The following is an 18,870-nucleotide window of genomic DNA, read 5'->3' on the forward strand; positions in this document are numbered from 1 at the left end:
GCCAGTCAAGCGACTTTGGCTCGAATACGTTTGATCGCTTGGCTGTGAAGTTGTGAGACCCGTGACTCGGTGACCCCAAGCACGGCACCAATCTCTTTCAAGTTAAGCTCTTCTTGGTAATACAACGCCATGACGAGCTTTTCTTTTTCTGGGAGTGCACCAATCGCATCGGCAATCAAATGCCGTCGCTCAGCACTAAACAATGCATCCGCAGGCGAATCATAGGCGCCGTTGTCTGATGCTGCGTCATGATGATCCGTTACGACTTCATCATACGACAAGACAAGACCATTATTTGTGTCATGTAGGAGCTTGTGATATTCCTCAAGTGGCATCTCAAGCGCAGCGGCAATCTCGCGCTCTTCCGGTGGACGTCCCAATTGCTGTTCGAGCCGACGGACGCAGGCTTCGACCTCTCGTCCAGACCGCCGCACACTCCGCGGAAGCCAGTCGCGAGAACGCAACTCATCAATCATCGCGCCGCGAATCCGTTGATGGGCAAAGGTTGAGAACGCAACACCCGCTCGCGCATCAAATCGCGTCAAGGCATCGAGCAACCCCTCAAGGCCCGCTTGAATCAAATCATCTAAATCAACGCCCGCAGGGAGCCGAACCTGCAAAGACAAAGCTTGCCGGCGGACGGTGGGGTAATATTGCTTGATCACGGCGTCGCGATCGAGTTTGCCCTGCGCTGTATACATGATTCTTCGTTCACTCCCTTGTTACTCAATCGCAATTTTATGCGCGCTGAAGTACCAAAAGTTCAATTTGAAAAAAATCCCGCGCGATTTGTTGAACATTATTTACGAGTCCACGCCGGGACTGCACCGGAGGATGCATAAGCAACATCCGAGGTGTCTTGCTGCACCGATGCTGTAAATCTTTGAGCGTATGATAAGCTCGCTGAAATCCCTGTACGTCCGTATCCAACCACAGTGCCCACCGGCCAAATCGTTGCGCATACTCAAGAAAATCCTCGTCCAATGGACTGCGCACAACAATATTCCATTGGTTCGGATCCCCTACCCACTGTCGGCCTTCCTGATGATAGCGCAGGATAGCCTCGCTCGCATGTGTGGCAACCTCCGTGGAATACGGGTGGGCAATCACCAACAAATTCTGGGTTTTCTCACGGGAACGATCCGATGCTGAGGCACGCGAGCCACTTGGTCCACTCTCACTGGCTCTCTGAGTGTTTGCATGAGGCGCTTCAGACTTACTTGCCGCAGCCCACGCACGCAGGCCCGCCGCTTGATCTAGTTCTTGATTCGTCATGCCATCACCCCTGCGTTCGCTTGTGCTGCATCATCATGGCGCAAAATAGCGAGGGTTGCGCTTGCCTCCAACATTTGTAGAACACCCGAAAGCAACTTCGTTGTATCATGACGCCCCCGCCGACCCGAGTAGTCAAACAACTGATGACGAATCTGTGTGCCGTTTTCGGTCGGGTCTTGCTGAACTCGAATAACGAAATTTGCAATCAGTACGCCGAGATACACCAAGTCGGGTGTTTGCGCGTCGGCCCCTACCATGGTTTGTAAAGCGCGCACTGCCTGTCGGCTTAAGCTCGCCAATTCGTCGATCGCCAATTGTTCCAGTAACAGCTGTTCGGTGAGTTCGCGTGTTTGTCCTTTGGGGCTCAGCCAATGGCGGCGCACGAGCGTTGCCTTGCGCTCGGAGGCTTCAACAAGGCCAAACCATAAGTCCATCGGCTCTTCGGTATCGGGCAGCACAACATCAGCGCGCTGAAGTTGACAGCGCACCGCTTCGCCGCGATAGACTAAACGGTGCTCTTGAGGTGGCGTCATACTCGCATTGACCCGCAACGCAGCCTGCGCTTTCCCAGCGTGGATGACCCGGTGATTTCGATTGATCACAGCAACCCATGGAGCGTTGAGTGCCGCACGTTGGGCAGGTTCCGGTAGTGCAGCACAAATGTGGTAACTCGCGTGGAGGTCTTTCGCAACCGCTGCCATATCCAGCGACTCGCCCTGAGTTTGGTGAGGATCATTGACAATCGGGAAGTATCCCAGATACCCATGATTGTTGATCGGCATCGGCGGCAAGTGCCACTTACAACTAGCAACCGGCGTGGATTTCGGCCAGCTAATCCCCGCCACATTTTGCGTGTCGAGTAGTTCCCGTGCCTGTGCGTGAATGGGTGTAAGATCAAGCCCGACCCCCGTTTGTGCGCTTTTCAACACGGCCGCTTGGGTAAATTCCAACAACTGAAACCAAGGCGTATATTGATGCACTCGTTGTCGCAGTTGTTGTAGCCCCCGTGGATTCACCCGCGTGTTGCTTGAGACAGCGGGTTGGGATGTGGAGGCAGCCACCGAGGTTGCGATGCTCGACCCGCCCCACAGCTCTTCAAAAATATCATTTTCGGCCACAATCCGAGCCGTCGCTTGGACAAAATACTTTGCCAATTCGGCCGGATCCGCTAACTCGAGGTCTTCTGGCACGCGTTGGCCATAAGAGACAAAGTGCACACACAAATCGTGCTGGATTATGGTATCGAGAACCGCTCCAAGACTCGCTGCCTCATCCTTTTTAGTGACAATGCAGTCATTAATTTCATGGCCTGACTCGGAGGCCACTGCCCGAAAACGCTCCACCACTTCATACAGCGTTTCCCGTTGGCTTGATGCGTTCAGCAGCAAAACAAGCCGCGTTGCACTTGGTGCACCTGCCTTAGCCTGAAGTTGGGCAATGCGCTGTGTAAGGCGTTGGTCGCGCTGGCTCATCCCAACGGTATCGATTAGCACCAAACGTTTCTGGCTCAGTTTTGGCGCGAGTTGCTCAAGCTTATCGTCCTCACCGAGCGCGACCATTTCCACACCCAGGAGTTCGGCATATATTTTAAGTTGCTCCTGTGCTCCCACACGGTAACTGTCCGTGGTCAACAACAGCAGCCCTTCCGGTCCAAACTGCATAACATAATGTGCAGCCAACTTGGCAGTCGTCGTGGTTTTTCCTACGCCGGTTGGGCCCACAAGGGCAATGACACCATGCTCCGCAAAGAGCTCGACGGGCATCTCGGGCGTTCGAAGGTGCGACTGCACGTAGTCGTGTAAAATGGAGGATGCGGAACGAGTCAGGTCGCTTACATTATCGAGCGCCTTTTTCGTTAAGCGACCACTCAAGCCGCCCGCTTGCGCCCAGCGCAGAAGATCGTGACGCATATCGGCGCGAACCGTGGTGATGGCCCCTGACTGCTCAGGCTTTAACATGGAACGCATCTGCTCGACTTCTTGCAATAAACGCTGCGCCAGTCGAGCGAAATCACCGGCTTCGCTGTTGCTCGCTCCAGCGTCTGAAGCGACTGGCATTGTTGTCGAATCCTGCGATGCCTGAGACGCTTCATCGGCCATCGCCATGACCTCGATGCCCTCCTCTGTTTGACGGGAGGATAGAATCATCGCATCAGGCCCCAATTTAGCTCGGACCTGCCGCATGACATCGCGTTTGTTGATACCAATAAAGCGCATCACACTCATCGGTTCTCTCCAATTAATGCGGTGATTTTCAGCGTACGGTCATCGGGGATTTCCGCTTGGGACATGACCACCAGGAAGCGCAGCTGACGACGTAAGAAATGCGCAAGCAACGGGCGTAAACTATGTTGAACCACTAAGACGGGTGGTTCGCCCATGGCTTCTTGCTGCTCAAGCGCCCGTTGGGCTTGTTGTTGCAAAGTTGCCGCCAATCCAGGCTCTAATGCTCCGCCGTTATTCAGCGCTTGCATTAGAACTTGCTCGAGGCGCACATCGAGCCCAATCACATGCAACTCCCGCGCTCCACCGAACCATTTCTGAGTAATGGCACGACCAAGCGCAATTCGGATCTGTGCTGTCAGCTCGTGAGCATCTGCTTGTTGGCCTTCAAATTCAGCGAGAGTATCGAAAATAGTGCGCATATCGCGGATCGACACTTCCTCATCCAACAAGTTCTGCAAGATCCGTTGCAGAACTGCAAGGGAAACACATTTCGGCACTACATCCTCGACCAGCTCTTTGCTCTCTTTTGCCAGCTTATCCACCAACTGCTGAACTTCTTGGCGACCAAGGAGCTCCGGTGAGAAACGTTGCAGCAAGTGGTTTAAATGCGTTGCTACCACAGTGCTTGCATCGACAACCGTGTATCCATAAATCTGTGCATGCTCTCTTTCTGCCGCATCAATCCATACCGCTTCGAGGCCGAACGCAGGATCCTTGGTTTCGATTCCCTGTACTGTTCCCGTGACTTGGCCCGGATTAATTGCTAACCATTTATCTGGGTAGATTTCTGCGCGCCCAACTTCGCCGCCTTTTAGCGTGATGAAATAGGTATTGGGCGTGAGTTCTAGGTTATCTCGGATATGGACCACCGGCGGTAGGAACCCTACCTCTTGAGCAAACTTCTTACGCACCGATTTAATGCGCCCAAGTAACTCCCCTTGCTGACGCTCATCGACCAAAGAGATCAATCGATGCCCGACTTCCATGCCCAAGGTATCCACCAACTGAACATCGTTCCAGGACGCCTCCGGGGATTCGAACTGAGCAATCGGCGCACTGTCCTCCGTCACATCAAGGGCAACTTGTTTTTGCTTCTGATGCATCCGCCACGCGAGGAACAACAAGATTCCAGTAAACATCAGAAAGACAAAGTTTGGCATCCCCGGTACCATTCCGAGCAAACCAATCACACAGGCAGCCAAGACCATCACGCGTGGATTGACGAACAACTGGCTGACCATTTGCTGTCCGACATCTTGGTCTGTGTTGACGCGCGACACGGTGACACCCGCTGCCGTCGAAATTACAAGCGCTGGAATCTGCGCAACCAGACCATCACCAATTGCCAACAATACATAGGTCCGTCCCGCATCGCCGAAGCTCATATCATGCTGCATAGTCCCTATGAGTAAGCCGCCGAGAATATTCACCACCATGATGACGAGGCCTGCGATCGCATCCCCGCGAACAAATTTACTTGCACCGTCCATCGAGCCATAGAAATCCGCTTCTTGCGCCACTTCGGCACGGCGCTTGCGAGCGTCTTCTTCGCCAATCAATCCGGCATTTAGATCCGCATCAATGGCCATCTGCTTCCCTGGCATGGCGTCCAACATAAAGCGTGCGCCCACTTCTGCAATCCGGCCGGCACCCTTGGTGATAACCATGAAGTTAATGATGACCAAAATAAGGAATACGACCAGGCCTACCGCAAAATTACCGCCCACCAAAAACTGACCAAAGGACTCAATCACCTTCCCAGCCGCGTCGCCGCCTTGATGTCCTTCCATTAATACAATCCGCGTGGACGCAACGTTGAGCGACAAACGCAACAGGGTCGTAAACAGGAGAACTGCCGGGAACGCGGCAAAATCGAGCGGTTTCTCAGCAAACATGCTGACCAACAACACCATGAGAGCGAGCGCAATGTTAAAGGTAAATAGCATATCCAAGACAAACGGCGGCAATGGCAGAACCATCATCGCCAAGATCATCAAGATCAACACCGGCCCGATGAGCAAATGGAGCTTATCGTTAGAAATCTTGCCTAGTTGTTGTAACGAAGGCGCAAAGCCTTTCATCTACCTTCTCCTCACGGTTCCGCTATTGCGGAGGTGTTATTTGAGTTCCAACGCGCCATGACGGAACTTATGTTGGTGACCTATGCGCCCCGAGCCCGGTGATGGACTTTGCCAGCAGCCATGGCTTCAGGAACTTCAAGTTGTTTCGGTTTTAACGGTGCTTCACCGCCCTCTTTGCGAACCTGCTTCAAACGAAACGCCCAAGCGAGAACTTCGGCGACCGCGGTGTACAGCGCTGCAGGAATCTCCCGATCAATATCCACATTGAAATACAGGGCTCGCGCCAACATGGGCGCTTCTAATCGTGGAATGCGATTTTCTTCCCCGAGCTCGCGAATCTTTGCTGCGATCGCATCGGTTCCCTTTGCAATAACCCGCGGCGCACCCATGCGCTGATCATCGTATTTAAGCGCAACCGCATAGTGCGTTGGGTTGGTGATGATGACATCAGCCTCTGGAACCTTCGTCATCATCCGTGCGCGCGACATTGCTTGCTGTTGTGAGCGAATCCGCGCTTTTACATGCGGGTCCCCTTCGGTTTCTTTGTGCTCGCGTTTGACCTCTTCTTTGGTCATCTTCAATTTTTTGGCATGGCTGTATAACTGATATGGCACATCAATCAGCACCACCACAATCAAAGTCAGCACCATTAACACAGCGGCCTGTGCTGCAAGCTGCAACGCATTGCTCACCGCTTGCTGTACCGGTTGCTCCATCAAGCCAAGGTATTCCCCACGCTTGGAGAGCAAAAACCACACGAGAACACCCCCTACCAAGGTCGTTTTTGCTATGGCTTTCCCCAATTCAGCCAATGCTTGGCTGGAGAAGATTCGCTTCAGGCCCTTTGCTGGGTTCAACTTTGATAGCTGAGGCTTCATGCCTTTCGCTGAAACAACCCAACCACCCAACAAGGCCGGTGCTGTGAGTGCCAACACCACCATCACCGCAAACAGGGGAATCAATGCCCATAATGTCTTTTGCGCCAGCTCAAATACATTCGCAAGCATTGGCATGGTCTCGAACGCTTGCCTGCGCTCAAACAAAAATGCCCCTTCCATGACCAAGCCAAGCTGCTGATAAAGCATGCTGCTCAAGCCCCAAAGTGTAATGACGCCACCGAGCAGTAAAACGAAGGTTGTGAGCTCACGCGATCGGGCCACCTGCCCCTCTTCCCGCGCTTTTTGAAGCCTTCGGGGTGTGGCGGGTTCTGTTTTTTCTTGGTCGCTACTGTTCTGCTCTGCCATTGCTTGCCTGTCTTACGGACACTCTGGGGGAGTTAGCGGATATTGTGCAGGAAGACAAATAACAATGAATGGAAAAAAAGCGCCCTCGAAAGGGCGCTTTTCATCAGGTTAAACGGATTTCAGATGCGCTTAGTCGGAGTCGGAGTCGGAGTCATCTTGCTCGAAGAAACGCTCCGGTAACTCTCCCGAGTCGATAATTTGTTGGATTTCCCGATCTTGCTGAAGCAGTCGCTCAAACTCCTCCGCATCACCTGGAAAAAGTCCTTGGCGACGAATGAACTCAGCACTCACGGTGGTATGCAGTACAAGGGTGATTCGGCGATTCATTGGGTCTCTTGGATCGGCACCCTCGAGTGGGACGCGATCCGCAACACCCGCGACTGAAATCAGTCGGCTTGGCTCAAAACCACCTGCAATCAATTCTCGCCGCGACGCATTCGCACGATCCGCGGAAAGCTCCCAGTTGCTATAGCCTGCATCGCCACCGGAGAATGGGATGCTATCCGTATGGCCGGTAATTGTGACTTCGTTTGGCACTTGATTTAGCAGCGGCGCAACCGTTCGCAACAGGCGACTCATGTATGGTGCAACTGTGGTGCTCCCGAGTTGGAACATCGGTCGTTGCTCACTATCAAGCAATTGAATGCGTAAGCCTTCACGGGTCATATCAAAGCGCATCTGAGATTGCAGCGCCCGGAGTTCAGGATCTGCCTCAATGGCTTGTTCAATCTGCCGTTGGATATTTTGAAAGTGGCGACGGACATCCGATGGGCGGGTCTCTCGGCGCAGATCAATTCGCGCGCGCTCACCTTCCATGTGCATTGGATCCGGCCCTCCGCCACGAATTGCACTGGTGCTCGCCGTTGCGCGGTCGCCCCCGGTCATCGCGACCACAAGCGGCGTTCGGAAGTACTCCGCAATACTTTCGCGGGCATCGTCCCCGGCCATCGAAATAATCCACATCACTAAGAACAACGCCATCAACGCAGTCATAAAGTCAGCCAGCGCGATTTTCCAACTCCCGCCGTGGTGTTTTTTCACCACCTTTTTGCGGCGGATGATGATGGGGCGATGTTCTTCAGCCATAAGGGTGCTCAGTCACTTCTATATTACGACTCGGCCGGACGATTGCCGCGCACGTGGTCTTCCAATTCATTAAACGAGGGCCGTTCTGAGGTATCGAGTGCTTTACGTCCAAACTCCACCGCAAGCTGCGGGGCGTAGCCGCCCATACTTGCGAGAAGCGTGACGCGAATACATTGCAATACCTTTACCGCCTCCGCGACTTGACGCTCAATGCGCGCAGCAACCGGGTTGATATAACCATAACCCATCAAAATCCCGAGGAAGGTTCCGACCAACGCATGGGCGATCATCTCACCCATAACATCTGGGGTCGCATCGGCGTAGGTCAGTGCTTTTACCACGCCCAATACCGCAGCAACGATACCGAACGCCGGCATCGCATCCCCCACTTTATGCAGTGCCTCTGCAGGAACGTGGGCCTCTTCTTCGAACGTTTCAATTTCATGCAGCATGAGCTCATCGAGCTCTTGAGGGTTCATATTGCCGCTGATCATCAAACGCAGGTAGTCGGTCAAAAATGCCACCATCATCGGGTCTTCAAGAATAAGGGGGTGCTCCTGGAAGATGGCGCTATCGTTCGGGGCTTCAATATCACGCTCTACCGCAAGCATCCCATCACGACGCATTTTATTCAGGAGTTTATAAAGAACAGACATGAGCTCCATGTAGAGCTGCTTATTGTATTTTGTGGTGCGCTTGAGTTTTTTCGATGCGTTCATGGTGGCTTTAATGCCCTTCATGTTATTCGCAGCGATAAAGGCCCCAACGCCTGCACCACCAATCATCAGGATTTCAAGCGGCTGATAAATGGGCCCAAGGCTTCCGCCCGCTAGCACATAGCCACCGAACACGGAAAACGTCACAACTAGAAAACCAATGACAATCAGCACGTCTGAACCCTCGCTTTCGAAAAACCAATGTAGAGCTTCGACTCCACGACACATCGGTTATCGGCACAGTCTAAGGGAACTTAAGGACTTTCAATCGCGAGAATTCACGGCTTTTGAGGCCGCTTTTTTGGTTTTCTTAGGTTTACCGGGCTTGCCGGCACGTGATGGAGGTTGACAAATTCCGCAGACATAATCGTCATCGGGCGTATGTGCGTGATTCACAAAATCAAGCTCACAATGTGTGCAGCGAGACAATTGGAACATATTGCTTTCGAAAAAACGCAGCAGTGTCCAGGCTCGAGTAAGCCCGAGAACCTGTTCACCCGAGGTATTTTGCACGTGCTCATTGTACAACCGATAGGCTTTGGTAAACGCCGTCATGCGATCCAAACCTTGCTCGTCATGCAAATTTCGGTACATGGAATAGAACAGGGAGGAGTGGATATTCGGAAGCCATGTTAAGAACCAGTCGGTTGAAAACGGCAACAAACCTTTCGGGGGAGACTCCCCTTTCACTTCTTTGTAAAGCCGGACAAGTCGACCGCGGTTGAGATTAACTTCGGACTCCAATACTTGTAGACGAGCGCCAAGCTCAATCAGCTCGATTGCCAATTGAACTTGGTTCATCTCATCTAGAAGTTTTTTATCACTCATTGGCTTAACGCGTTGATGCCATCAACATTGCCAGGTGAGTTTGCGACAAACCGGTCTCTCGACGGTTCCGCAAAATATGTGCTAACTGCTCGGCATTTTCGGCACATGGGCGGAGCACAAACTGACCTTGTGTCGCGAGCCAGGTAATCTCACGAACTGACAAAGACTCAATTAACTCCGCTAGTTCAGCGGTAAGCTTTAATCGAAATATTGCGGCCGCACGATCTTCTGCAATCATTTTTTGGACCAACAATAAGTATGCAAGATTAAGCTCTTGGAACTCTTCGAGTGTGCTTGACTTTTCCAAGACCGATCTCCTCTTCTTGCTCGGGGTAGGAGCAACATGGTGTAGTGCAACGAATAGTTATAATTTTTATAGGTACATCAAAAGTTTATAACCGTTAAAGATGAACTCTTTATGACGGTTTCGTCAACATTTCGAGTTGTGGGCTCGAAAGAAGTCCAAACCACGATGAGTTTCAATCATCTTTACGATAACTTTATATAATAATTCTAGGGATCATTGCGATGAGGGAAAACCCCTGATCTTTGAATTATTGTTAAATTATTGAGGTGGCTTTGATTATTTTCTGATCAGCGCAGAACAAACGCGCACAAGTTGTCTAATTTTTAGACGCTTTTTGCGCGTCCAATGCGTTTGATCCCAAATGATCATGTTTCGCCACATCATTTAGCCATAACAATAACTCAACGAGGATATCACGCAAATCATCGGGCAGATAATCCGACGGATTCAATTGCATCAGAAGTCCGACAAGTTCAGGCGCATCATGCACGTAAATGCCGTGTTTTTTTGCTTCTTGAAGAATCCGCTCCGCAAATTCTCCATACCCCTGCGCTAGGACTTGAGCGGATTTTCCGGTTTCATCGTAGCCGATGGCCACTGCGCCACGCCGCTTCTCCCAAGCAGAATCAGTCATCGCCTCTCTCCTCGATGTCCCGCACGCTTGTCGAGACAACAACATCGGATAACCCTAACCGACCCAATCGCTCACGTAAATCTTTTTCCGACCCTTCGAGTTGATGGATGACAAATTCTTGTGCAGAAAAATGCAGGTGAAGGCTTGACTGCCGCAAGGTGAGTTGTATACCCAGCTGGCCCAGCCCATGAACGGTAAGTTCAAGTTCAGATCGCCAAGTTTTTTCCTTCTGTCGCTGTGCTTCGGCCGCTTCGGAATCGCGTGTGCCCTGCTCGAAAAACGCAGGCTGGAGTAGAAGGGCCATAAAAAGGCCAGACCAAATCTCACCTTCCCAGCGTAGAGCCGGCGTGGAGAGCATTTCCAACTGATGACGAACAATTGACTGCATCGCCTCGGGGACTGGAATGCCCGGTTGACGAAGAGCGTGTGGGTTTTGTTGTTCCAACTGTTGCGCAATTTGTGCTTGGGGTTGTTGTTGCAGTTGTTGCTGTGACGCCTCACCACGAAACCATTGCACTAAGGTGCGCTCGTAAAATACACCACTTTGGCGAATGCTGTCCGTAAGTCGTTCAGCGAGTAAGGTATTGGAGGGTGTTTCTATGGATTGCATGAGAGGAGCTGCGGGCCGCAGCACAGATCCGGGCCGCGGATAATGCATCAAAATATCGGCGATAGCTCGGCCGGCGCCACTTAGTTGCGTTTGTGCACTCGCTGCAGGACCTGCCCCGCTTGGAGGAAGCGGGGGCGCGCCGTGCCACGCCCGCGTACCAACGCGAAGCTGTGGTTGCACATGATGAGGCTGTGATTGAGGACGAGCGTCTGTGCGTGAATCGCTTTGAAGTGCGCGGGGACCTTCACCCGGCTCAACCGGTCGAACCGGTTGATTAAGATTTTTTTGTGCGGTCTGGTCACCTTTCGGACCAAGAACCTGATGCAATAACGTATCCAATAATGGAGTGATACCGCTCATCGTACACTCCTTACCTGCACCGGTATGAAATGAGGTTAGCTGCGGTAAGCGTCGTCGAGTTTTTTCTTCTGACTTGCGCTACTCAACAGTTTTTCAAGTTCTGCGCGCCGTTTTGCTAAACGCTCCCGAATCTCTTGATCTTGCGCTAGTAACTGCTCAAGCAATGAGAGCTTCAATGCTTGCTGTTCCTCGGAAAGCATGGCGTCCATTTCATATTTTTGCAAACGGTCGACTTCAGCAACATAAGCAACTTCACTATCAATCAATGCCGTCCAATCGTCCTGTCGCGCATGCGTCAGCATACTGGCAGAGAAGTCGAGCAAGCGTTCGTAGCTCGCAATCACTTCATCGCCTGCCATGACCGGCTTGAGATAGGCCCGTGCTGACATAAGCTTACGCTCCTGCTCCCGCTGCAGCTTGCTGGCCAATTTCTTTCCAGGCTGAGCCGATGTCTTCGAGTAGTCTTGCTGCCTCATCTAGTAACGCCTCTTCATTTTTGAGATTCGCTTTTAACAACAAGGAGGTGATATAGGTGTACAAACTCTCAAGACGTTCTGCGAGCTCTCCGCCTTTTTCTTTGTCCAGTGCTGCCAACAAACCGCTATTGACGATTTCGATTGCTTTTGAAATAGCTTTGCCTTTTTCTGCCACGTTGCCATTTTGCATGTGGAGACGTGCTGCTTTGATCGCCTGTTGGGCACCATCAAACAGCATGGAAATCAGTTGATGAGGACTCGCTGAGAGTACATTGCTCTCAACACTAACCCGTCCATAAGCGGCTGCACCGCGCATTGAATACATCACTGCTCTCCTAGAGTTTCTCTGACTGCATATTATTTACGACCCATCTGCGCGTTCATGATGTCGAACTGTTGCATCAAGTACATACTGGTGGAGTTCATACGCGCGACCATCGAATCAAGTTGCGAGAACTGTGTTCGATAGCGCTCGATGGTCCGTTCAATGGAGTCTTCCATCCGCTCGAAGCGCAAGTCCAAACGGCGAATACTGTCTTGCAACCCTTTGGTCGTGTTTTTGATCGGACCGTTGCTGTCCATCAGCTGACTGATACTGGTATTTAGCTTACCGCTCAAACCACCATCGCGCGTCTCACCCGCAAAAAAGTTAGCTAATGCAGTCATGTTGGTGGAGGTCAGGTTATCGAGCTTACTCTCGTCGAGTTCCAGCGTGCCATCAAGCTTGAGATCGATGCCAACATCACGCAGCATGCGCATATCGCCTTCGCCCACTCCAGCCGACATGACGTTGCGCATCCGTTGCTGAATCATTCGCAGCGTGCTGTCTCCAAGCAGCTCTCCATTCGTGCCACCCTCGCCACCGAACCGAGTTAAATCTGCCATAGTCTTTTGCAGATTGTTGTATGCCTTTACGAATTCTTTAACTGCGTCTGTCGTTAACTCGGTATCCCGAGCAACATTCACGGTGCTCGCACCGGTTTCCTCTAAATCCAAGGTCACCCCTTGGATTGCGCCCTCAACTCGATTGTTTTGACTGGTGATAGCAATGCCATTCACCGTCAATGACGCATTGCGTGCTTCGATTTCGGTATTTGCATCGAGCGTGAGTTCACCATTCAACGCACCGCCGAAATCAATCGAGGTCAGGCCCGCATCAGTCCCCGTTTCCGTCGAAGACAACACCAAGCGATAGGGCGTACCGCTGCCATCATTCACGATGGAGGCTTGCACTCCTTGATTACTCTGGTTGATTGCATTGCGGATATCGCTCAATGAGCTTTTATCCGGGTCAATCTCGACGGAGAAATTCGAGCCGTCTCCACGGGTGAAAGAAACCGTGCCGCCACCGAGTTGCGCATTTTGATCCGCAACCCCTTGCGTGGCCACACTATACGCTTGCGCCAAACTGTTCACATTGACTTGATACGACCCCACGGGTGCATTCGCACCAGCAGCAGCCTTGACGGACGAACCACTGACTTGGCTCGCGACCCCTTGGAAGGTCGAGCGCGTATTGAGTTTGGTCACCGCATCTTGAAAAGAGGTCAGTGCACTCTCAATCTTTCCATATGCAGAAATTTTCGCTTGCTGAGCACGCTTTTGCAGCGTAATAGGCTGTAACTTCTGGCGTTCAGCTGCCTTGAGCTGATCGAGAAGTCCGTTGAGGTCCATTCCAGAACCGATGCCTAACACAGAAATTGAAGCCATGGTGTACCCTTTGTCCGTCACTGGATGCAAAAAAGAAGGTTAGCCCTTTTTAATCCATCCCGCTTAGTTTGTCAGCTATTCACTTTTTTGATTGACCAAAAAGCGGTCATCAAAGGCGCTTATTTGGTTTATCGGCAAAACTCGCAGAAGCTTTAGTGCTTAACGATTAGTATTCCGCGCCCACCACCTCACGGATTTCCCCTAACCCTGCCAGCTTGTCGCCTTCCAAAATCTCGCCTAGTTTGTCGTCGGGGGGGCCCTCGTGGTCGGTTAGCTGCACCGCCCGAATAAACCGTTTGTCATCCAAGCTAATCACCCATGCCAACTGCCCGGATTTATACTTCACCAACGTACCCACCGGAATCACCCCAAAATGACGGATATATGCCTCAATCCAATTCCGGTCATACATATTCGTATTTGTCAGCAAGAAGCGATACACCTGCTCCGGCGTCATGCCTGCCCGGTCTGCACGTGGCCTGGACATAGCGTCGACGGTATCGACCACCATTGCCATCCGTGCCAACTCGCCAAGGTCCGTCGACTTTAAGCCGAGCGGATAACCACTGCCATCCAGCCGCTCATTGATTCGCTCAATGACGCTCTGAACAACAACGGGCGCGAGCCATTTGCACTTGCCCATTTGATTGACCAGCAAAGCAACATGCGATTGCATTCGCACGTAGGAGTCTCTGCTTAAGGTGCTTGCTTTCCATAAAGAGGAAGGCAACATGCCCTTGCCTAAATCATGAATCATCCCGCATGCCACGATGGCTTTGAGCAAATCCCGAGGAATCTTCGCCCGGCTTTGGGCCAGATCGGCCATCCGAATCGCGAGACCCAAACCATGCATAACCCAGGGAGACTCCCGATGAATACAGCGCAAAGCAAACAGCGTTCCTTCACGATCATCTTTGAGAAGATCCAACAACCGATCCGCATGGGCTGAGAGCTGCACCGAGTTGACCTCTTGGCTTTGCCGCAATGCCACCATTTGGCTGTCTAGGTAGCCGGCGATCCGTGCTAAACGACGCGCTATCGGCGTGGCGTACTTGTGTCCTTGTCGGCGCCCAAGTGCAATGGGGTTCTCCCCTTTTTGTTCAAACAGGGGGGATGGCGTGCGATTTCCACCATCACCCGCCGATCGAGAGGCCTCCCGCTCGATCTCTCGCACAAAGTTCCACAGTTGCTTTTCTTTTTCCTGACTCGGATTATCAAACTCAAACCCGACGGTCAGAACCTGACGGTCCGCATCCGTTTTGATATGGCGCACATTCGAGACAATCGGAAACACCGTGCTATCTGGAAAACAAAGCTCAAGCTCGGCTTTCATTTCATTGAGAACTTTCGATGCACCGTCTTGGCTAAAGAACTCGACCAGACAGCCGGTCGCGGATAAGTCACGCAGATCGCCCATCAGCTCAAGCCGCTTGCTTTCATCTTCATGGTCGGTGCGTAGCCGAACGCCGACATCCATCCCAATGCGCAGTTGCGCCCGGAACGCTGCGCGGCGCTGCCGTAAATCGAGCCCTTTCGGCCAATCGGATTTGCATTGCAACCGCCCGTCTTTGTCAACGAAGTCGCGCATCTTCATGGGGGTGGAACGAATAATTCCCGCGTGGCTTTGACCCAATAAAATAAACTCGACGCCCCGCCGAAGTTTAGGGGCCAAATCACGAATTGCGGTGAGATCATAAGAAACGAAGTCATCTTCCTCGAGATCCAGGATGACGATGGGGAATGGTTCTGCGCCGCCCACATTCAAACGAATCTGTGCAGCACCCGGTTGCGTCATGGTTTCCAACAACGCAGCCACTTCCACTTTACTGGAGACGGGTGAAAACTCGGCCTCTTCCACAAAAACACTCCATTGTAAAAACTCGCAGGCCCGTAGGGTTGATCAGCCTGCATTTATATAGTGCATGCATCATATCGGCAACACGAGAGAAAACTGAAGGAAAAAGCATGGCGTGGTGATGAGCGATGACAACGGTGGACACAGGCCATACCCGGTTGACGGGTTTAACGAGAGCGATGGAAATTTCCCACCTCGTTGCACCGTAGAATCCTCAAATGAAAATTTTTTTAACATCCGCCTAAAGTTTTTTTTAGCCACTCCGATAACTAGGGGTGACGGCAGGCACCTACGCCGGCCATTTTTGAAAACAGAAGGAATAAGACTATGTCAGTAATCAATACCAACATGACCTCGCTGATTGGTCAGCAAAACCTGATGAAGTCGCAGTCTTCACTGCAAACTTCAATGGAGCGTCTGTCTTCAGGCCTGCGTATCAACAGCGCCAAAGACGATGCTGCTGGTCAAGCAATCGCGAACAAAATGACCGCGCAAATCCGTGGTTTGACTCAAGCACAACGGAACGCGAACGATGGGATTTCTTTGGCGCAAACGGCTGAAGGTAACCTGAACCAAGTGAATGATAACTTGCAGCGTATTCGTGAGTTGGCAGTGCAAGCGCAGAATAGCACAAACTCTGCTACTGACATCGCTTCTTTGCAAGCGGAAGTAGACGAGCGCTTAGCTGAAATTACCCGTGTAGTGGATCAAGCTGAATTCAACGGTATTTCATTATTTGACCCAGCCAATGACTTCACTTTGCAAGTCGGTGCGAACGATGGTCAAGTAATTACCATCGCAGCTGCTGACCTTGCCTCAGGAGCATTTGATATTGGCGCTTACGATCTAGAGACTGGCAATCTAGCAACGCTTGACGCTGCTATCTCTGCAGTCGACGAAACACGCTCTAAGTTAGGTGCGGTCCAAAACCGTCTTGAGTCTGCAATCGACAACATTGCAACGACCGTTACTAACTTGTCAGCTGCTCGTTCACGCATCGAAGACGCGGACTACGCAGTTGAAGTATCAAACATGACACGTGCACAGATCCTCCAGCAGGCTGGTACTTCGGTCTTGGCTCAGGCCAACCAGGTTCCTCAGTCCGTGTTGTCACTGTTAGGTTAATCATCCTCAGTTTCTCCCTGAGAGACTTACCAAAGGCGCCTTCGGGCGCCTTTTTTCATGCGAGGATGGAGTTTCCATCATCTATACTTGCTATATGGACGTAATCTTAATAAATCCAGCAACAGAGAATTCGATATGTCGGCACAACTGACAATTTTTTATGATGGCCAGTGTCCCCTCTGTGTGCGTGAAATGAAGCACCTCAAGCGATTAGATGACACCGGCACAATAGCCTTTGAGGACATTTTGGCGGACGATTTTGAGGCGCGTTATCCGCAGGTATCGATTGCGGACGCCAACCGAGTATTACATGCTCTGAATGCCGAGGGTGAAATGCTGTATGGCCTTGATGTAACACACGCCGCCTGGTCGCTAGTGGGACGGGGCTGGCTGACCGCCCCGCTCCGATGGCCGGTGATTCGGTGGGTGGCGGATAAAGCCTATCTCTATTTTGCTCGGAATCGGTATCGGATTTCCCAAGCGCTGACCGGACAAGCGCGCTGTGAGCGCTGCTCCTTAGACTAAGCCTTTCATTGGCACATCGCAGTGGCCATTCGGGTCGAAGTCGATATAATCGACTTACCCCCTCCCGTTGAAAGGATGTCCATGAGCCCGCTCGCTGCCCACGAACGCATTGGTAAAGGCATCGTCTTTATGTTGCTGGCCGTCCTGTGTTTTGCACTCATGGACGTCGCAATGAAGCACCTCGCCGGCCACATGAGCTCCATGCAGGTGGCATTTTTTCGGGGTTCCATGTCTCTTCCGTTTATTGTGCTGTGGCTTGTGTTGGCCAAACGAATGGACCGGGTCCGCCCGCGTCGCGTTGGCTTGCATGTCATTCGTGGGTTTATCAGCATCGCCTTTCTGGTTTTGACGGTGATCACCCTGCGTGAACTTCCGTTGGCGAATGCCTATGCAATTTTTTTCGTGGCGCCCTTGCTGATTACACTCCTTTCCGTGCCTTTACTCAAAGAAAAGGTCGGAATCCATCGGTACAGTGCCGTTGCCGTTGGGTTTATCGGCGTGCTGATCATGTTAAACCCCAACGCCATGGGCTTTTTATCCTATGGGGTAATTGTCGGTCTCCTCGCCACATTGGGTTATGCATTGGTTATGGTCTTGGTGCGTTTTATGCACCGCACCGAAACCTCCGAATCACTGATGTTATTTTTCGTGCTGAGTCTTTCCGTGGGTTGCGGGTTACTGGCGCTATTCGATTGGCGCCCTGTGAGTCTTCTCGATGTGCCTTGGTTACTCGGATTGGGACTCTCGGGAGCGGTCGCACAATATTTGTTAACGGAAGCCTATCGGATGGCACCCCCATCGGTGCTCTCATCCTTTGAATATTCCGCGATGATTTGGGCATTGGTCCTCGGTTATATGCTTTGGGGCGACTGGCCAGGCCCTTGGGTTCTCGTGGGTGCAGCCGTGGTGATCGCGAGCGGAATTTATATCAGTCACCGCGAGGCTCTGCGGAAGAAAGATCTGGTGGATACCGACCAAAGTAAGCTGCAACACTAGTGCGCATGTTACGTCGTATTATGACTTAAGTTTGCGCATCGATTGCCGATAAATGCATCAGAAAATGACGATTCCGGTTTCGGTGGAGAACAAAAGATGACGACCCCAATCAGTGAGTATTCGGCGAACTGGCCGGCTGCATTTGCGGCATCTGAACGACAGCGTTTGGAAAAAGCTATTCAGCAGCTTCCCGTAAACAAAGGCACCACGGATGCAGGTCGCGATTACAGTGCACAAGAACTCGTGCCAGCTATTCAACAAATTAACGAAGTCTTAAGCGCTTACGATGTCCGGTTTGAAATAACACAAACGACGCCACCGGTATTGATTCAAGTGGTGGACGGACGCTCTGGCGAAGTCATACGGCAAATTCCATCGGAAGAGATTGTAAAAGTCGCGCAACATCTTACGGAGCTGCGTGGGGTGCTGTTTCGGACCGAGGCTTAATCAGAAAGTACGAACGTGTAAGCGCGTCTTACACGTTCATATTCATCACTTCTTTATAGGCGTTGACCAACCGATTGCGCACCTGTACACCCATTTCAAATGCCAACGAGGCTTTTTGCATATCCATCATGACATCATGTAATGAAACCGTTGGATCGCCCATTTGAAACGCTTGTTGTTTAGCTGCAGCAGTGCTCTGCAGTTCGTTAATCCGGTTAATAGAGCTCTTTAGTTCGGTTGCAAAACTAGGCTGTCCCGGCTGAGCTGCCTGTAATGCCTGGGGTTGAGGCTTTTGACCGCTCGCTTGGGTCTGTAAAGCTTGCATTTGCTGCAACGCAGATTGGATACCTGCAACACTCATCGCGTCATC

The 18,870-nt window shown here is 51.8% G+C and carries 20 protein-coding genes; 4 read left to right on the top strand and 16 right to left on the bottom strand.

The features are described from left to right. Positions 1 to 5: 5 nt before the first annotated feature. The 15 genes from CWE11_RS03320 to CWE11_RS03390 all read right to left on the bottom strand — a co-directional run bounded on the left by CWE11_RS03320 (position 6) and on the right by CWE11_RS03390 (position 15,410). Positions 6 to 701: an RNA polymerase sigma factor FliA gene (locus tag CWE11_RS03320; protein WP_126776178.1), complete on the bottom strand. Its 696-nt coding sequence runs from the start codon at positions 699 to 701 to the stop codon at positions 6 to 8. A 37-nt stretch (positions 702 to 738) separates the two neighbouring features. Further along, positions 739 to 1,275 carry a hypothetical protein gene (locus tag CWE11_RS03325; RefSeq protein WP_126776179.1) on the bottom strand — a complete coding sequence of 179 codons (537 nt, stop codon included), beginning with the start codon at positions 1,273 to 1,275 and terminating at the stop codon, positions 739 to 741. Beyond that, the gene (flhF, locus tag CWE11_RS03330) at positions 1,272 to 3,500 is read right to left on the bottom strand and encodes a flagellar biosynthesis GTPase FlhF (protein ID WP_126776180.1); all 2,229 of its coding nucleotides are present in this window, start codon (positions 3,498 to 3,500) and stop codon (positions 1,272 to 1,274) included. Before flhF ends, CWE11_RS03325 begins: the two co-directional genes overlap by 4 nt. Continuing rightward, complete coding sequence (flhA, locus tag CWE11_RS03335; protein ID WP_126776181.1) at positions 3,497 to 5,581, bottom strand: flagellar biosynthesis protein FlhA; 2,085 nt, start codon at positions 5,579 to 5,581, stop codon at positions 3,497 to 3,499. Before flhA ends, flhF begins: the two co-directional genes overlap by 4 nt. 80 nt (positions 5,582 to 5,661) lie before the next feature. Then, on the bottom strand, positions 5,662 to 6,825 hold the full coding sequence (gene flhB / locus CWE11_RS03340) for a flagellar biosynthesis protein FlhB (RefSeq protein WP_126776182.1): 1,164 nt from the start codon (positions 6,823 to 6,825) through the stop codon (positions 5,662 to 5,664). A 129-nt stretch (positions 6,826 to 6,954) separates the two neighbouring features. After that, a complete protein-coding gene (motB, locus tag CWE11_RS03345; RefSeq protein WP_126776183.1) occupies positions 6,955 to 7,911 on the bottom strand; it encodes a flagellar motor protein MotB in 957 nt (318 codons plus the stop codon). 23 nt (positions 7,912 to 7,934) lie between these two features. Next, complete coding sequence (motA, locus tag CWE11_RS03350; protein WP_126776184.1) at positions 7,935 to 8,801, bottom strand: flagellar motor stator protein MotA; 867 nt, start codon at positions 8,799 to 8,801, stop codon at positions 7,935 to 7,937. Positions 8,802 to 8,891: 90 nt separating this feature from the next. Further along, positions 8,892 to 9,455 (bottom strand): flagellar transcriptional regulator FlhC, encoded by a 564-nt coding sequence (gene flhC / locus CWE11_RS03355; protein ID WP_126776185.1) that lies wholly within the window; start codon positions 9,453 to 9,455, stop codon positions 8,892 to 8,894. A gap of 4 nt (positions 9,456 to 9,459) precedes the next feature. Further along, complete coding sequence (locus CWE11_RS03360) at positions 9,460 to 9,762, bottom strand: flagellar transcriptional regulator FlhD (RefSeq protein ID WP_126776186.1); 303 nt, start codon at positions 9,760 to 9,762, stop codon at positions 9,460 to 9,462. A gap of 316 nt (positions 9,763 to 10,078) precedes the next feature. After that, positions 10,079 to 10,396 carry an EscU/YscU/HrcU family type III secretion system export apparatus switch protein gene (locus tag CWE11_RS03365; RefSeq protein ID WP_126776187.1) on the bottom strand — a complete coding sequence of 106 codons (318 nt, stop codon included), beginning with the start codon at positions 10,394 to 10,396 and terminating at the stop codon, positions 10,079 to 10,081. Further along, positions 10,389 to 11,366 carry a flagellar hook-length control protein FliK gene (fliK, locus tag CWE11_RS03370; protein WP_126776188.1) on the bottom strand — a complete coding sequence of 326 codons (978 nt, stop codon included), beginning with the start codon at positions 11,364 to 11,366 and terminating at the stop codon, positions 10,389 to 10,391. The genes CWE11_RS03365 and fliK overlap by 8 nt, the downstream gene beginning before the upstream one ends. A 35-nt stretch (positions 11,367 to 11,401) precedes the next feature. Then, positions 11,402 to 11,755: a flagellar protein FliT gene (locus CWE11_RS03375; RefSeq protein WP_157981280.1), complete on the bottom strand. Its 354-nt coding sequence runs from the start codon at positions 11,753 to 11,755 to the stop codon at positions 11,402 to 11,404. A gap of 4 nt (positions 11,756 to 11,759) precedes the next feature. Then, on the bottom strand, positions 11,760 to 12,167 hold the full coding sequence (fliS, locus tag CWE11_RS03380; RefSeq protein ID WP_198675572.1) for a flagellar export chaperone FliS: 408 nt from the start codon (positions 12,165 to 12,167) through the stop codon (positions 11,760 to 11,762). 32 nt (positions 12,168 to 12,199) lie between these two features. Next, on the bottom strand, positions 12,200 to 13,552 hold the full coding sequence (fliD, locus tag CWE11_RS03385; RefSeq protein WP_126776190.1) for a flagellar filament capping protein FliD: 1,353 nt from the start codon (positions 13,550 to 13,552) through the stop codon (positions 12,200 to 12,202). 166 nt (positions 13,553 to 13,718) lie between these two features. Next, the gene (locus CWE11_RS03390) at positions 13,719 to 15,410 is read right to left on the bottom strand and encodes an HD domain-containing phosphohydrolase (protein WP_126776191.1); all 1,692 of its coding nucleotides are present in this window, start codon (positions 15,408 to 15,410) and stop codon (positions 13,719 to 13,721) included. Between the two features lie 324 nt (positions 15,411 to 15,734). Here CWE11_RS03390 and CWE11_RS03395 point away from each other — a divergent pair, with 324 nt between their 5' ends. The 4 genes from CWE11_RS03395 to CWE11_RS03410 all read left to right on the top strand — a co-directional run bounded on the left by CWE11_RS03395 (position 15,735) and on the right by CWE11_RS03410 (position 18,500). Next, positions 15,735 to 16,532: a flagellin N-terminal helical domain-containing protein gene (locus CWE11_RS03395; RefSeq protein ID WP_126776192.1), complete on the top strand. Its 798-nt coding sequence runs from the start codon at positions 15,735 to 15,737 to the stop codon at positions 16,530 to 16,532. A gap of 135 nt (positions 16,533 to 16,667) precedes the next feature. Continuing rightward, on the top strand, positions 16,668 to 17,057 hold the full coding sequence (locus CWE11_RS03400; protein ID WP_126776193.1) for a thiol-disulfide oxidoreductase DCC family protein: 390 nt from the start codon (positions 16,668 to 16,670) through the stop codon (positions 17,055 to 17,057). An 81-nt stretch (positions 17,058 to 17,138) separates the two neighbouring features. After that, positions 17,139 to 18,053, top strand: coding sequence for a DMT family transporter (locus tag CWE11_RS03405; RefSeq protein ID WP_198675573.1), 915 nt, complete (start codon positions 17,139 to 17,141; stop codon positions 18,051 to 18,053). A 96-nt stretch (positions 18,054 to 18,149) separates the two neighbouring features. After that, on the top strand, positions 18,150 to 18,500 hold the full coding sequence (locus CWE11_RS03410) for a flagellar protein FlaG (RefSeq protein ID WP_126776195.1): 351 nt from the start codon (positions 18,150 to 18,152) through the stop codon (positions 18,498 to 18,500). Between the two features lie 28 nt (positions 18,501 to 18,528). On the opposite strand, the gene fliE is transcribed toward CWE11_RS03410, so the two are convergent. Further along, positions 18,529 to 18,861 (bottom strand): flagellar hook-basal body complex protein FliE, encoded by a 333-nt coding sequence (gene fliE, locus CWE11_RS03415; RefSeq protein WP_126776196.1) that lies wholly within the window; start codon positions 18,859 to 18,861, stop codon positions 18,529 to 18,531. Positions 18,862 to 18,870 lie beyond the last annotated feature (9 nt).

The organism is Aliidiomarina sanyensis (genome assembly GCF_003987175.1).
GTDB lineage: Bacteria > Pseudomonadota > Gammaproteobacteria > Enterobacterales > Alteromonadaceae > Aliidiomarina > Aliidiomarina sanyensis.